We start from the raw sequence: 13,383 nt of genomic DNA on the forward strand, positions 1-13,383 counted from the left end.
AGGGACGGGCTGGCTTGCTGACTTACTTGCGGATGCGCAGGAGCTCGTCGTTGTAGAGCTTGACGATGGCGGGGTCGTACTGGGCGGCGAACTTGTCGACGACGGGCTTGGCGATGTCGCGCATGCGCTTCTGTTCAGCTGGTGAGAGTTCGTTGAACTGCGCGCCCTTGGCCTGCAGGTCGCCCACGGCCTTCTGCGCGGCGGCGCGGCTGACCTGTCGCTGGTAGCCGCGTGCCTCGTTGGCCGCGTCGTTCATCATCTTCTGCTCGGCCGGCGTGAGCGAGTCCCAGAACTTCTTGCTCACCAGCACGATGTTGGCGGCGTACACATGGTTGGTGGCGCTGACGAACTTCTGCACTTCGTAGAACTTGTTCGACAGGATCACCGCATAGGGGTTCTCCTGGCCGTCCACGGCCTTGGCTTCGAGCGCGCCGTACAGCTCGGCAAAGGGCATGGGCACCGGGTTGGCCTTGAAGGCCTTGAAGGTCTCCAGGAACACGGGATTGGGGATCACGCGGATCTTCAGACCTTCAAGGTCTTCAGGCTTGGTGATCGGGCGCTTGCTGTTCGTGACGTTGCGAAAGCCCAGGTCCCAGTAGCCCAGGGCGACAAGGCCCTTCTCGGGGAGCTTGGCGATCAGCGCCTGACCCAACGGCCCGTCGAGCAGCGCATCCGCCTGTGCGAAGTTGTTCACCGAGAAGGGGAAGTCGACGAGGCCGAACTCCTTGACGATGCCTGCGAGCGACGTGGTGGCCGGTGCCGACATCTGCTGCACGCCGCCCTGCAGGGCCGACTGCTGCTGCATCTCGTTGCCCAACTGCGAGGCGGGGAACTCCTGGACCTTCATCTTGCCGCCGCTCTTGGCCGACAGGAGTTCGGCAAAGCGCTTGACGCCGAAGCTCACGGGATGGTCGGCGTTGTTCAGGTGGCCGAAGCGGATCACGCGCTCCTGCTGCGCCCACGACGGGGCGGTGAGGCCGGCGCACAGGCCGGCCACGGCAAGCATACGAAGAAGTTTCACGAAGGGTCCTCGGGCGGGAAGGAAGAAAGGGGGAAAGAAAAAAATGCCGGACGGAGGCGATCGTATTTTTGTTGGAAAGAATTTCCATAATGGAAATCCCTTCCCCGAGTTCTGCTACGCTGGCGGACCCTGAGTGGCGGGCCGCATCGCCCGCGTTGACGAGACGACATCTGGAGGACGAAATGAGCGGAATACTGGAACGCAGCTTCAAGGTGCTGGAACATCTGGCGGAGCATCCCGAGGGGTGCGCGCTGTCGGCGTTGGCCAGCGAATTGCAGATCCCATTGAGTGCATCGCACCGATTGCTCGCGGAGCTCATCCGCTGCGGCTACGTGCGACAGGAGGCGCGCGACGGCCACTACGTGCTGACCATCAAGCTGGTCTCGATCAGCCTGTCGTTCCTCAGCCGCTCGGGCATCGTCGACATCGCGCAGCCGCTGCTCGACCAGCTGGCCTCGACCTCGGGCGAGCTCGTGCGCCTGGCGGTGGTCGACGGCGAAGACCTGACCTTTGTCGCGAAGGCCCAAGGCGCCACGCATGGCCTGCGCTACGACCCCGACATGGGCCTGTCGGTGGCGCTCTCGTGCAGCGCAGCCGGGCACGCGTGGCTGTCCACCATGGGCGAGGACGACGCGATGGCGCTCGTCGCCAAGAAGGGGCTGGGCAAGCCCGAGGACTACGGCCCCAAGGCCCCCACGTCGCTCAAGGCCGTGATGGCTTTCGTGAAGGCGGCGCGCCAGCGCGGCTTCAGCATGATCAACGAGGTGTTCGCGCCCGCGATGACCGCCATGGCCGCGCCCGTGTTCGGCGCCGACGGCACGGCAATCGGGGTCGTCACCATCGCGGGCCCGTCGGTGCGGCTCACGCCGCAGCGCATGGAAGCGCTGGGGCCGGCGCTGTGCCAGGCCGCCGAGGAGGTGGCGCGCGCCAGCGGGGCCTCGGCGTTGTTCAAGAAGAGGGCGTAGGCCCAGCCGTTTGCACCATCCCCAACAAAGAGAAGGAGACATCACCATGAAGACGAAGCATTCGAAGCGCACCCTGCTGCTGGCCGCCATGGCGGCGGCCCTCGCGTTCGCCGCCCCTGGTGCGTTCGCGCAGCTCAAGGAGCGCACCATCAAGTTCGCGTTCCAGAACCAGGCCGGTCATCCGCAGGCGCAGGGCGCGCAGAAGTTCGCCGACCTCGTGGCCGCGAAGTCGGGCGGCAAGATCACCGTGAAGCTGTTCCCGGGCGGCACGCTCGGCGGCGACCTGCAGACCGTGTCGGCGCTGCAGGGCGGCACGGTGGAGATGACCGTGCTCAACGCCGGCATCCTGTCGGCGCAGGTGAAAGAGTTCGCGGCCTACGACTTCCCGTTCCTCTTCAACAGCGGCAAGGAAGCCGACGTCGTCACCGACGGCCCCTTCGGCCAGAAGCTGATGGCCAAGCTGGAAGACAAGGCGCTGCACGGCCTGGGCTACTGGGACCTGGGCTTTCGCAACCTGACGAACAGCAAGCGCCCGATCGTCAAGGCTGACGACATCGCGGGGTTGAAGATCCGCGTGATCCAGTCGCCGATCTACATCGACATGTTCAGCGCGCTGGGCGCCAACGCCACGCCGCTGCCGTTCCCCGAGCTGTACCCCGCGCTCGACCAGAAGGCGGTCGACGGCCAGGAGAACCCGAACACGACCATCCTGTCGTCCAAGTTCGCGGAAGTGCAGAAGTACATCACCCAGACCCGCCACATCTACAACCCGCAGGCGCTGCTGATCAGCCGCAAGACCTGGGACGGCATGAGTGCCGACGAAAAGAAGATCGTCAACGAGGCCGCCGCCGAAGCGACCGCGTTCCAGCGCCAGGCCTCGCGCGGCGCCGCCGACAGCGCGCTCGATGCGCTCAAGAAGGCCGGCATGACGGTCTCCGAACTGCCGCCCGAAGAGATGGCGAAGCTGCGCGCCAAGGTGAAGCCGGTGATCGACAAGTACACGGCCTCGGTCGGCGAGGCCACCGTTAAGGAACTGATGGCGGAGATCGAGAAGGCGCGCAAGTAGCAGGCGGGCGCGCCCTTGATCCGGGGCGCCTTGCCTTCATCGTCCACGGTTCCCGGTCAGAGCTCGCGGTAGTCCCGGATGCGCGCGCGTGCGAGCTGCTGCGCCGCTGCAATGGCCGCCGGATCGGCCGCGGCCGCATCGGGCAGCCAGTGGAAGGCGTCCGGGCCGTGGCACAGCAGCAGGCCGTCCTTGAAGCGGCGGGCCTTGGTGTAGGCCTCCCAGCCGTGGCGCACCTCGCTGTGGCGGCCCCGTGCGTGGGAGCCGCTCTCCGACAGCGAGAAGTCGATCTCGTCGTTGTAGAAGGGGCTCTGCCTGAAGCGATGGAGGGCCAGCCGGGCGATGGCCGGCGCGCTCAGCAGCAGCGCGATGCCCACCGCGAAAACGACCGCCAGGACGGGAAACCCTTCGTAGACGCATATGGCCAGGGCCAGGGCGAACAGCAGCGCCAACGGCCACTTGAACCGGACCCACCAGACCTGCTGCAGGTTGCGCAGGAAGCCGGTGAGCACATGCGCCTGCGAGAACTGGAAGCGGTAGCTGATCTGCATCTTTGAATTCCGAGACGGGCCGTGCGGGAGGGCGCGGGGCGGGATTCTGACCGCTTTTTGCGGGTGCGCCGGTGCGCTCCGGTGATGTTCCAAGTTGGGGCCTTGCCACGCCACACGCCCCAAACAACGCACCTTGTTAGGGCTTTGCGCCTCAATCTGGTTCTCCGATCCGGCAAAATGCAGGATTCGCATAAGGTTATGCACCGTTTTGGAAAACAGAGGATTGATTGGAATGAAGCACGCATCCGTCGGGGGGTTCCTCGCACACGTCGCACAACGCAACCCCGGACAGCCCGAGTACCTGCAGGCCGTGACCGAAGTGATGGAGAGCCTGTGGCCCTACATCGAGAAGCACCCCAAGTACACGAGCCACAGCCTGCTGGAGCGGCTGGTGGAGCCCGAGCGCGTGATCATGTTCCGCGTGTCCTGGGTGGACGACCACGGCGAGGTGCAGGTCAACCGCGGCTTCCGCATCCAGCACAGCCTGGCCATCGGCCCCTACAAGGGTGGCATGCGCTTCCACCCCTCGGTGAACCTGTCAATCCTCAAGTTCCTGGCCTTCGAGCAGACCTTCAAGAACGCGCTGACCACGCTGCCCATGGGCGGCGGCAAGGGCGGCGCCGACTTCGACCCCAAGGGCAAGAGCCAGGGCGAGGTGATGCGCTTCTGCCAGGCGCTCGTGACCGAGCTGTTCCGTCACGTGGGCTCCGACACCGACGTGCCGGCCGGCGACGTGGGCGTGGGCGGGCGCGAGGTCGGCTTCATGGCCGGCATGGTCAAGAAGCTCACCAACCGCGCCGACTGCGTGTTCACCGGCAAGGGCCTGAGCTTCGGTGGCTCGCTGATCCGCCCTGAAGCCACCGGCTACGGCAACGTCTACTTCGCGCAGGAAATGCTCAAGCGCAAGGGCCGCAGCTTCGACGGCCTGCGCGTGAGCGTCTCGGGCGCGGGCAACGTGGCGCAGTACACCATCGAGAAGGCCATGGCGCTGGGCGCCAAGGTGGTCACGGTGTCCGATTCGAGCGGCACCGTGGTCGACGAGGAAGGCTTCACGCCTGAAAAACTCGCCGTGCTGATGGACGTGAAGAACCACCTCTACGGCCGCGTGAGCGACTACGCCGAGCGCACCGGCACCCGCTTCGTGGCCGGCGCCACGCCGTGGCACGTGCCGGTCGACGTGGCATTGCCCAGCGCCACGCAGAACGAGCTCAACGAGGAAGACGCGCGCACGCTGGTGAAGAACGGCGTGGTGTGCGTGGCCGAAGGCGCCAACATGCCCTCGACCATGGAGGCCGTGAAGGTGCTCGAAGGCCACGGCGTGCTGTACGCGCCGGGCAAGGCCAGCAACGCGGGCGGCGTGGCCACGTCGGGCCTGGAGATGAGCCAGAACGCAGCGCGCCTGTCATGGACGCGCGACGAGGTCGATGCGCGCCTGCTGCAGATCATGCAGGGCATCCACGAGTCGTGCCTGCACTACGGTTCGCGCGCCGACGGCAGCGTGAGCTACGTGGATGGCGCGAACATCGCCGGCTTCGTGCGCGTGGCCGATGCGATGCTGGCGCAGGGCGTGGTCTGACGATTCGGGTTCGTCAGAGTTCGATGAACGAAGAGGTCGCCTTGTTCAGGGCCAGGCGGCCCTTCGCGGTGATCGATTCCACCTGGGCCAGCTGATGGATCGCGCGCTCGTCGGGCGCGTGCTCCGACGGCGGAATGAAGGCAGTCACGAGATCGGCGGCACGCAGCACGCGCAGCCTGTCGATGTCTGCGGGCGTGTGGAGGACGTATGGCAATTTCTGCTCGGCGAGGGTCCGAAGAAATTCCATGGACATGGGTCGTCTCCTTGTGTTGAGGGGAGGGCGGTTTGGACATTGTGCGCACAAACAATTAGCGCTGTCTAAACCCTGCGCCGCGCATGCCTTTCGAGGCGTGTACCGAAGTTTCCAGTTCTTTCTGCGGGCGCGAGGGACGTGCCACTTTGTTTCTGGTCGTAGCCATGCTTTCGGCCAGCGTGGCGGGGTCCATGCATTCGCCAGCGGCCCAGGTCTGGCGCAAGGTGGTGCGCAGGTCGGTCAGGTCGCGCCGCTGCGCGCGCAGGCCGGCCATGAGCTGGTCGATTTCGCGCACGCGGCCGTCGAGACGTTCGAGCAGGTCGTCCCCCGAAAAGACCTCGCAGCCTGCGAAGGCGCTGCGCAGGCTGTCCAGCGAGAAGCCGAGGTTCTGCGCGATCTGGATCAGCTGCAGCCGCTTGAGCGCGGCCTCGGTGTAGACGCGGTACCCATTGGCGCCGCGCTCGGGCGCGGGCAGCAGGCCGCTTTGTTCGTAGAAGCGGATGGCCGAGGGCGCCATGCCGGTCTTGTCTGCCAGTTCACCGATCTTCATATCGCTTGACCTTCAAGTTGGCTTGAATCTTAGCATCGGGTTTTTCCACTCCACCACCCGGTCCTCATCGTGAACTCCTCGCCGCTTTTCCTGCCGCTGACCCTGCCCAACGGGAGCGTCCTGCCCAACCGCCTGGCCAAGGCCGCCATGGAGGAAAACATGGCCGATGCCGGGCAACTGCCGGGCGCGGCATTGCACGACCTGTACCGCGTCTGGGCGCAGGGCGGGGCGGGCCTGATCCTCACGGGCAACGTGATGATCGACGGCCGCGCGCTCACCGGCCCGGGCGGCGTCGTGCTCGAAGCCGGCACGCCGCTCGAGCGCTTCACTGAATGGGCCACGGCCGCGCGCAGCGGCGGCGCGCAGGTGTGGATGCAGATCAACCATCCGGGCCGCCAGGTGCAGACCAGCATGGGCGGCACGGCCTGGGCGCCGTCGTCGGTGGCGCTCGACTTGGGCAAGCACAGCAAGCTTTTCGTGCAGCCACGGGCCATGAGCGAGGCGGAGATCGCCGAGACCGTCGACCGCTTCGCCGCCACGGCGCAGGCCGCCGAGCGCGCGGGCTTCACCGGCGTGCAGGTGCATGCGGCGCACGGCTATCTGCTCTCGCAGTTTTTGTCGCCGCTGACCAACCAGCGCACCGATGCCTGGGGCGGCAGCCTGGAGAACCGCGCGCGCTTCCTGCTCGACGTGGTGCGTGCAGTGCGGGCCCGCGTGGCGCGCGGCTTCGCCGTGGCCGTGAAGCTCAACTCCGCCGACTTCCAGCGCGGCGGCTTCTCGGAGAACGATGCGAAGCAGGTCATCCGCTGGCTCAACGACGAGGCCGTGGACCTGGTTGAACTGTCCGGCGGCAGCTACGAGAGCCCGGCGATGCAGGGCCGCACCGCCGACGGCCGCACGCTGGCGCGCGAGGCCTACTTCCTGGAGTTCGCCCGGGAGCTGGCCGCCGAGGCGCGCATGCCGGTCATGACCACGGGCGGCATCGTGCGCCGCGCCGTCGCCGAACGGGTGCTGGGAGAAGGCGTCGCCGTGGTGGGCATGGCCACCGCATTGGCCGTGGCGCCCGACCTGCCCGCACGCTGGCGCGCGGGCGAAGACGCGGCGGCGCAGAGCCCGCAGGTCGACTGGAAGGACCAGGTCATGGCCGCGCTGGCGCGCATGGCGCTGGTGAAGCGCCGGCTGCGCACGCTGCGCCCGGGCCGCAACAGCGCGCCCGCGCATTCGCCGTTCCTGACCCTGGTGCTCGACCAGCTGCGCACGAAGCGGCTGACAAAGCGCTACCGGCGCTGGTTGGGAGCGCGCACGGCGTGAGCCGCCGCTATCGATTGGCCGGTTGAATCGGCCAGGCGGTGGTGTCGGGCCGCAGCAGGTGCCAGACCACGGGCGCGATGCCTTCGAAGGTGGCGCGGTAGCGATCGGACAGCCGGTTCTCGTCGGTCACGTCGCGGATCACGATGCCGTCGATGCGCTGCGGATGCGCACGGAACACCTGCGCATAGATCTCGGGATCGGCCTCGCCCGAATCGCCCACGAGCAGGAAGCGGCGCTGCGGAAATTCGGCCAGCAGCCGTTCGATCACGCCGAGCTTGTGCGCGCGCGAGTCTTCGGCGCTGGGGATCAGCGTGCGCCACGTCGTGCTCTCGCGCAGGTGCATGCTGCCGGCGGGAAAGTCGGCATCGCGAATGAAGTCGGTGAGCGCCGGGTACAGCTGGATCGGGCTGCCCGAGAGGTAGTGAAAGCGCGTGCCCGGCGCCTGCGCCAGCGCGCGGTAGTACGCCGCCATGCCTGGCGCAGCCTCGAAGCGGCGCGCGAAGGTGTTCAGCAGCATCTCGCGCCGGTCGCGCACCTGCGTGCGCTTGATGGTGTCGTCGATGTCCGAGATGACCGACACGCCCTGCGCCGGCACGATCTGCGCACGGCCGCGAAAGCGCGGCAGCAGCTCGCCCGGACCGGTCACGCCATGGAAGGGCAGCCACTCCTGCGACGCCGGGATGTGCGAGGCCTCGACGACCGCGCGCAGGTTGCTGCGGCCGTCGGCGCCCGTGGGCGGCATCGTGAGGCGCGTGGCCGAGCCGTCGAAGACGACGTCGATCACCTTGTCTTCTTCCGACTCGGCATGGAACAGCGCCGTGCGCTGGCTGAAGCGCAGCCGCGCGGCCGGCGTGAGCTTCTTCAGGTTCATGCCGAGGTAGCGCGCGAGCGCGGCGTCCAGGCCCCAGCGGTGCTCGCGCTCGAACACCCAGGCATGCACGTCGACCTCGAGCCGGCCGTCGGCCGTGGGGCGCGCGGTGCCGGGCATGAACAGCGCCTCTTCGTCCGACTCCAGCGGCCCGGCGGCCTGCAGGGCCTGCAGCGGCGCGAGGCCCGCGAGCAGGGCGGCACCGGCCAGCACGGTGCGACGCGACAGTTGTGGCGAGGTACCGGGCGCGCGGTGCTTGATCGTCATGCAGTGACGCGTTCGTAGGTCACGAAGCTGAAGGGCAGGCCGTCCTTGGCCGAGACGTGCGACTCGCGCTGCGTCTCGCGCCACACGGCGGCGTCGAGCACGGGGGCGTGCGCGTCGCCCTCGTAGTCGCGTGCGATCTCGGTGACCACGGCGCGCTGGGCCAGCGGCTCGGCTTCGGCGTAGATCTGTGCGCCGCCGATGACCCAGACTTCGGGTGAGTCCGCCGGCGTGCACAGCGACAGCGCATCGGGCAGGCTGCCGACCGCTTGCGCGCCTTCGGCCTGCCAATCGGTTTGCCTGGTGACCACGATGTTCCGGCGGCCCGGCAGCGGACGAAAGCGCGGGGGCAGCGAATCCCAGGTCTTGCGGCCCATCACCACGGGCGCGCCCGCGGTCTGCTGCTTGAAATGCGCCATGTCCTCGGGCAGGTGCCAGGGGATGGTGTTGTTCACGCCGATCACGCCGTTGGCGGCGCGCGCGAAGATCAGGTTGATGCGGGGCGTGGCGGCACTCATGGCACTCACACCGCCACCGGCGCCTTGATCGGATCGCCGTGCTTGTAGTCCAGCACTTCGAAGTCTTCGTACTGGTAGTCGAAGATCGAGTCGGGCTTGCGCTTGATGTGCAGCGTGGGGTAGGGGAAGGGCGTGCGGCTGAGCTGCAGCTTCACCTGCTCGGCGTGGTTGCTGTAGATGTGGCAGTCGCCGCCGGTCCAGATGAAATCGCCCACGTCGAGGTCGCACTGCTGCGCCACCATGTGCGTGAGCAGCGCGTAGCTCGCGATGTTGAAGGGCACGCCCAGGAAGATGTCGGCGCTGCGCTGGTAGAGCTGGCAGCTGAGCTTGCCGCGCTCGCCTTCGGCCTGCGGCGGCGCCACGTAGAACTGGAAGAAGGCGTGGCAGGGCATGAGCGCCATCTTCGACAGCTCGGCCACGTTCCAGGCGCTCACGATGATGCGGCGCGAGTCGGGGTTGCTCTTCAGCGTCTTGATGACGTCGGAAATCTGGTCGATGTGGCCGCCGTCGGGCGTGGGCCAGCTGCGCCACTGCACGCCGTACACCGGGCCCAGGTCGCCGTCTTCGCGCGCCCATTCGTCCCAGATGGTGACGCCGCGTTCCTTGAGCCAGTTGTTGTTGCTGGAGCCGGTCAGGAACCACAGCAGCTCCTGGATGATGGACTTGAGGTGCACCTTCTTCGTGGTCACCAGCGGAAAGCCCTCGTTCAGGTCGAAGCGCATCTGGTGGCCGAACACGCTCTTGGTGCCCGTGCCCGTGCGGTCGCTCTTGAACACGCCGTGCGTGTCGACGTGGCGCATGAAATCTTCGTACTGGGAGCGGACGGGGCGGGCAGGGAGGGTCATGTTGGGAATTTTACGGGGCGGCGCTAGCATCGGCCGATGACCGGCCATGACCACTCCCACGACCATTCCCACGACCACAGCAGCGAACTCGGCGAGATGGACCTGCGCGTGCGCGCCCTCGAAAGCGTGCTCACGCAAAAAGGCTACATCGACCCCGCCGCGCTCGATGCGCTGATCGACACCTACCAGACCCGCATCGGCCCGCGCAACGGCGCACGGGTGGTGGCACGGGCCTGGGTCGACCCGAGCTTCCATGACTGGCTGATGGCCGACGCCACGGCAGCCATCGCCTCGCTGGGCTACACGGGCCGACAGGGCGAGCACATGGTGGCCGTGGCCAACACCAACGACCAGCACCACATGGTCGTCTGCACCCTGTGCAGCTGCTACCCCTGGCCCGTGCTCGGCCTGCCGCCCACCTGGTACAAGAGCGCGCCCTACCGCTCGCGCGCCGTGAAAGACCCGCGCGGGGTGCTGGCCGACTTCGGCACCACCTTGCCCGAGACCACGCGCATCCGCGTCTGGGACTCGACCGCCGAGGTGCGCTACCTTGTCATCCCGCAGCGCCCGGCGGGCACCGAGGGCTGGAGCGAAGACGAACTCGCCGCGCTGGTCTCGCGCGATTCGATGATCGGCACGCGCGTGGTCGAGGCGCCGTCGGCAAGGAGCACGACATGACCTACACGACGCATGCCGACCTCGGCGGACAACCCGGCTTCGGCCCCGTCACGCCCGAGCCCGAAGGCGAGCTGTTCCATGGCGCCTGGGAGCCGCGCGCGCTGGCGCTCACCCTGGCCATGGGTGCGACCGGCTCCTGGAACATCGACACCAGCCGCGCCGCGCGCGAGACGCTGTCCGACTACCGCGACCTGAGCTACTACCAGATCTGGCTCGGCGCGCTGGAGCAGCTCATGCTGCAACGCGGCCAGGTCTTCGCGGACGAGATCGCGTCCGGGCAGATGCACCATCCGGCCGCGCCGGTCGCCCGCGTGCTGCAGGCCGAGAACGTGCCCGCCGTGCTCGCCAAGGGCTCCGGCACCGAGCGCCCCGCATCGGCGCCTGCGCGCTTTGCGGTCGGGCAGGCCGTGCGCATGCACCTCGGGCGCGTCGACCACCACACGCGCCTGCCGGCCTATGTGCAGGGCAAGCGCGGCACGATCGAACACATCCACGGCGCGCACGTGTTCGCCGATGCGAATGCGCAGGGCCTGGGCGAGCAGCCGCAATGGCTCTACACCGTGGTCTTCGACGAGGCCGAGCTGTGGGGCGACGGCGCGCCGCGCCAGAACCTGGCCGTGTCCGTCGATGCGTGGGAAAGCTACCTGGAGCCCGCGGCATGAAGGCGAACGACATGCCGCCGCTCGCACTCGCCCCGGGCATGCCGCGCGACGCCGACGGGCCGGTGTTCAGGGAACCGTGGGAGGCGCAGGCCTTCGCGATGACGCTGGCGTTGCACGAGCGCGGGCTGTTCAGCTGGGTCGAATGGGCCGAGGCGCTGGCCGCCCAGATCACCGCCGCGCAGGCCGCGGGCGACCCGGACACGGGCGACACCTACTACCGCCACTGGCTCGCCGCACTCGAAGGCCTCGTGGCCCGCAAGGGCGCGAGTTCCGGCGATGAGCTGGCCCGCTACCGCCACGCCTGGGACCACGCGGCGGAGCGCACGCCGCATGGCCAGCCGATCGAGCTGCGCGGCGAGGATTTTTCTGGCTAGACCCGGATCACGCGCCCCGGGTTCAGGATGTTCTTCGGGTCGAGCCCGCGCTTGATCGCCCGCATCATCTCCAGCGCCACCGGCGACTTGTGCTTCTCGAGCTTGTCGACCTTGAGCGAGCCCACGCCATGCTCGGCCGAGAACGAGCCGCCAAACTGCTCGACCGCGTCGTAGACCAGCGTGTTGATGCGCTCTTCCTCGTTCTTCAAGAACGCCTTGGTGTCGATGTTCTCGGGCGCCTGCACGTTGTAGTGCAGGTTGCCGTCGCCCAGGTGGCCGAAGTTCACGAGCCGCACGCCGGCGATCTCGCGTTTCAGCAGGGCGTCGGTGGCTTCCACGAAGGCCGGGATGCGCGACACGGGGATCGAGATGTCGTGCTTGATGTTCAGCCCCTCTTCGGCCTGTGCGAGCGGAATGCTCTCGCGGATGTGCCAGAGCTGGTGCGCCTGCGTGAGGTTCTCGGCCACCACCGCGTCGGTCACGCAGCCGTCTTCGAAGGCGGTTTCGAGCAGCGCCTCGAAGCGCGCGCGGGCGTGGTCCTCGGACTCGCTGTCGGAGTTCTCGAGCAGCACGCAGTAGGGCACGGCCTCGTCGGCGATGAAGGGCACGCGCAGCTGCGGCATGTGCTTGTCGACCAGGCTCAGCGCGAACTTGCCCATCACCTCGAAGCCCGTGAGGCCCGAACCCAGGTGCTTGTGCGCCAGGCCCAGCAGCGTGACCGCGTGGTCGAGCGAAGGCACGGCCGCCCAGGCCGTGAGCTGCGCGGCGGGCAGCGGGTACAGCTTCATGGTGGCGGCGGTGATGACGCCCAGCGTGCCTTCGCTGCCGACGATCAGGTCGCGCAGGTCGTAGCCCGTGTTGTCCTTGCGCAGGCCGCTCGTGCCTTCCCAGATCTCGCCCTGCGGTGTGACCACTTCCAGGCCCAGGCACAGGTCGCGCGTGTTGCCGTAGCGCACGACCTGCGTGCCGCCCGCGTTGGTCGCGAGGTTGCCGCCGATGGTGCAGCTGCCCTCGGCCGCCAGGCTCAGCGGGAACAGGTAGCCGGCTTTCTCGGCCGTCTCCTGCAGGGTCTGCAGGATGCAGCCGGCCTCGACGGTCATCGTGAGGTTGGCGGCGTCGATGTTGCGGATGGCGTTCAGGCGCTGCAGGCTCAGCACCACCTGCGTGCCGCTGTCGTCGGGAATGGAGCCGACCGCCAGGCCGGTGTTGCCGCCCTGCGGAATGACGGCCGTGCCGGCCGCGGCGCAGGCCTTGACCACGTCGGCCACCTGCTGCGCATTGGCCGGGCGCACCACGGCCAGCGACTTGCCGCGCGCGCGCTTGCGCCAGTCCTGCTCGTAGGCCGCGAGGTCGCCCTCGGTCAGCACGTGCGTGGCGCCGACGATGGCGCGCAGTTGGTCGAGGAGGGAAGAAGAGGTGGTCATTGGGCGGAAGCCTCCAGGGGACGGGCAGCAGCAGCGGCCTTGGCGTGGCGCAGGCGAAGGCGCACATGCCACGCGCAGGCCGCGAAGAGCACGAGGCAGAGCAGCACCTCGACGAGCGCGAGGATTTGTCCCACGCCATTGGTGTCGCTCCAGGCGCGTACCACGCCTTCGGTGAAGTAGAGCCAGATCATCAGGCTGACCCAGCGGTAGGTGTACATGCGGTTCTTGTAGAGCCCCGCGAGCGGAATGACCAGCGGCAGCACCTTGAGCGCCAGCAGCGAGCCGCCCGGGCGCAGCGGCGCCAGCCACAGCTCCCAGGCCAGGCCCAGCACGATCAGGCCGACGAGGCTGCCCACGGCGGCCCATCGGGTGGCGCGGACGGAAGAGGGAGGAAGCGGCTGGTTGGCATTCATGAGCGGGATACCGCGGAACCGGCTTTGCCGGGCCGCTGGTATCGCCC

16 protein-coding genes are annotated in these 13,383 nt (G+C 68.0%); 7 read left to right on the plus strand and 9 right to left on the minus strand.

The genetic code is table 11. From position 1 onward, the window contains the following. Positions 1-22: 22 nt before the first annotated feature. Positions 23-1,006: a TRAP transporter substrate-binding protein gene (locus tag AC1RL8_RS08910; protein WP_492685702.1), complete on the minus strand. Its 984-nt coding sequence runs from the start codon at positions 1,004-1,006 to the stop codon at positions 23-25. A gap of 197 nt (positions 1,007-1,203) precedes the next feature. On the opposite strand from AC1RL8_RS08910, the gene AC1RL8_RS08915 reads away from it, so the two are divergent. Both AC1RL8_RS08915 and AC1RL8_RS08920 read left to right on the plus strand, forming a co-directional pair. After that, entirely contained in the window at positions 1,204-1,986 is a 783-nt protein-coding gene (locus AC1RL8_RS08915) for an IclR family transcriptional regulator (RefSeq protein WP_062476577.1), read from the plus strand. A gap of 46 nt (positions 1,987-2,032) precedes the next feature. Next, the gene (locus AC1RL8_RS08920) at positions 2,033-3,052 is read left to right on the plus strand and encodes a TRAP transporter substrate-binding protein (protein WP_492685074.1); all 1,020 of its coding nucleotides are present in this window, start codon (positions 2,033-2,035) and stop codon (positions 3,050-3,052) included. 56 nt (positions 3,053-3,108) lie between these two features. Here AC1RL8_RS08920 and AC1RL8_RS08925 read toward each other — a convergent pair whose 3' ends face one another. After that, the gene (locus AC1RL8_RS08925; protein WP_492685075.1) at positions 3,109-3,600 is read right to left on the minus strand and encodes a hypothetical protein; all 492 of its coding nucleotides are present in this window, start codon (positions 3,598-3,600) and stop codon (positions 3,109-3,111) included. A 232-nt stretch (positions 3,601-3,832) separates the two neighbouring features. Here AC1RL8_RS08925 and gdhA point away from each other — a divergent pair, with 232 nt between their 5' ends. Further along, on the plus strand, positions 3,833-5,176 hold the full coding sequence (gene gdhA / locus AC1RL8_RS08930) for an NADP-specific glutamate dehydrogenase (RefSeq protein WP_095744520.1): 1,344 nt from the start codon (positions 3,833-3,835) through the stop codon (positions 5,174-5,176). A 13-nt stretch (positions 5,177-5,189) separates the two neighbouring features. Here gdhA and AC1RL8_RS08935 read toward each other — a convergent pair whose 3' ends face one another. Both AC1RL8_RS08935 and AC1RL8_RS08940 read right to left on the minus strand, forming a co-directional pair. After that, complete coding sequence (locus AC1RL8_RS08935; protein ID WP_095951069.1) at positions 5,190-5,429, minus strand: hypothetical protein; 240 nt, start codon at positions 5,427-5,429, stop codon at positions 5,190-5,192. A gap of 55 nt (positions 5,430-5,484) precedes the next feature. Continuing rightward, positions 5,485-5,979: a MerR family transcriptional regulator gene (locus AC1RL8_RS08940; protein WP_095744521.1), complete on the minus strand. Its 495-nt coding sequence runs from the start codon at positions 5,977-5,979 to the stop codon at positions 5,485-5,487. A gap of 69 nt (positions 5,980-6,048) precedes the next feature. Here AC1RL8_RS08940 and AC1RL8_RS08945 point away from each other — a divergent pair, with 69 nt between their 5' ends. Next, positions 6,049-7,290, plus strand: a complete 1,242-nt coding sequence (locus AC1RL8_RS08945) for an NADH:flavin oxidoreductase/NADH oxidase family protein (protein ID WP_159275164.1) — start codon at positions 6,049-6,051, stop codon at positions 7,288-7,290. Positions 7,291-7,297: 7 nt separating this feature from the next. On the opposite strand, the gene AC1RL8_RS08950 is transcribed toward AC1RL8_RS08945, so the two are convergent. The 3 genes from AC1RL8_RS08950 to AC1RL8_RS08960 are packed head-to-tail and all read right to left on the minus strand — an operon-like array spanning position 7,298 to position 9,785. Further along, positions 7,298-8,425, minus strand: coding sequence for a phosphatidate phosphatase App1 family protein (locus AC1RL8_RS08950; protein ID WP_159275165.1), 1,128 nt, complete (start codon positions 8,423-8,425; stop codon positions 7,298-7,300). Next, positions 8,422-8,940 carry a dihydrofolate reductase gene (locus AC1RL8_RS08955; RefSeq protein WP_070059758.1) on the minus strand — a complete coding sequence of 173 codons (519 nt, stop codon included), beginning with the start codon at positions 8,938-8,940 and terminating at the stop codon, positions 8,422-8,424. The genes AC1RL8_RS08950 and AC1RL8_RS08955 overlap by 4 nt, the downstream gene beginning before the upstream one ends. Positions 8,941-8,945: 5 nt before the next feature. After that, the gene (locus tag AC1RL8_RS08960) at positions 8,946-9,785 is read right to left on the minus strand and encodes a thymidylate synthase (protein WP_369644100.1); all 840 of its coding nucleotides are present in this window, start codon (positions 9,783-9,785) and stop codon (positions 8,946-8,948) included. Between the two features lie 36 nt (positions 9,786-9,821). Between AC1RL8_RS08960 and nthA the strand changes: the two genes are divergently transcribed. Genes nthA through AC1RL8_RS08975 form a run of 3 tightly spaced genes read left to right on the plus strand, consistent with a single transcriptional unit; the run spans position 9,822 to position 11,499 of the window. Then, positions 9,822-10,463, plus strand: coding sequence for a nitrile hydratase subunit alpha (nthA, locus tag AC1RL8_RS08965; protein ID WP_159275167.1), 642 nt, complete (start codon positions 9,822-9,824; stop codon positions 10,461-10,463). Next, positions 10,460-11,125, plus strand: coding sequence for a nitrile hydratase subunit beta (gene nthB, locus AC1RL8_RS08970; protein WP_159275168.1), 666 nt, complete (start codon positions 10,460-10,462; stop codon positions 11,123-11,125). The genes nthA and nthB overlap by 4 nt, the downstream gene beginning before the upstream one ends. After that, positions 11,122-11,499 (plus strand): nitrile hydratase accessory protein, encoded by a 378-nt coding sequence (locus AC1RL8_RS08975; RefSeq protein ID WP_159275169.1) that lies wholly within the window; start codon positions 11,122-11,124, stop codon positions 11,497-11,499. The genes nthB and AC1RL8_RS08975 overlap by 4 nt, the downstream gene beginning before the upstream one ends. Here the strand turns inward: AC1RL8_RS08975 and AC1RL8_RS08980 are convergent. Then, complete coding sequence (locus AC1RL8_RS08980; protein ID WP_159275170.1) at positions 11,496-12,923, minus strand: FAD-binding oxidoreductase; 1,428 nt, start codon at positions 12,921-12,923, stop codon at positions 11,496-11,498. The genes AC1RL8_RS08975 and AC1RL8_RS08980 overlap by 4 nt on opposite strands. Continuing rightward, a complete protein-coding gene (locus tag AC1RL8_RS08985; RefSeq protein WP_492685076.1) occupies positions 12,920-13,336 on the minus strand; it encodes a DUF2069 domain-containing protein in 417 nt (138 codons plus the stop codon). Before AC1RL8_RS08985 ends, AC1RL8_RS08980 begins: the two co-directional genes overlap by 4 nt. Between the last annotated feature and the right edge of the window lie 47 nt (positions 13,337-13,383).

This window comes from Variovorax sp. GW822-FHT04E09, from assembly GCF_058800845.1.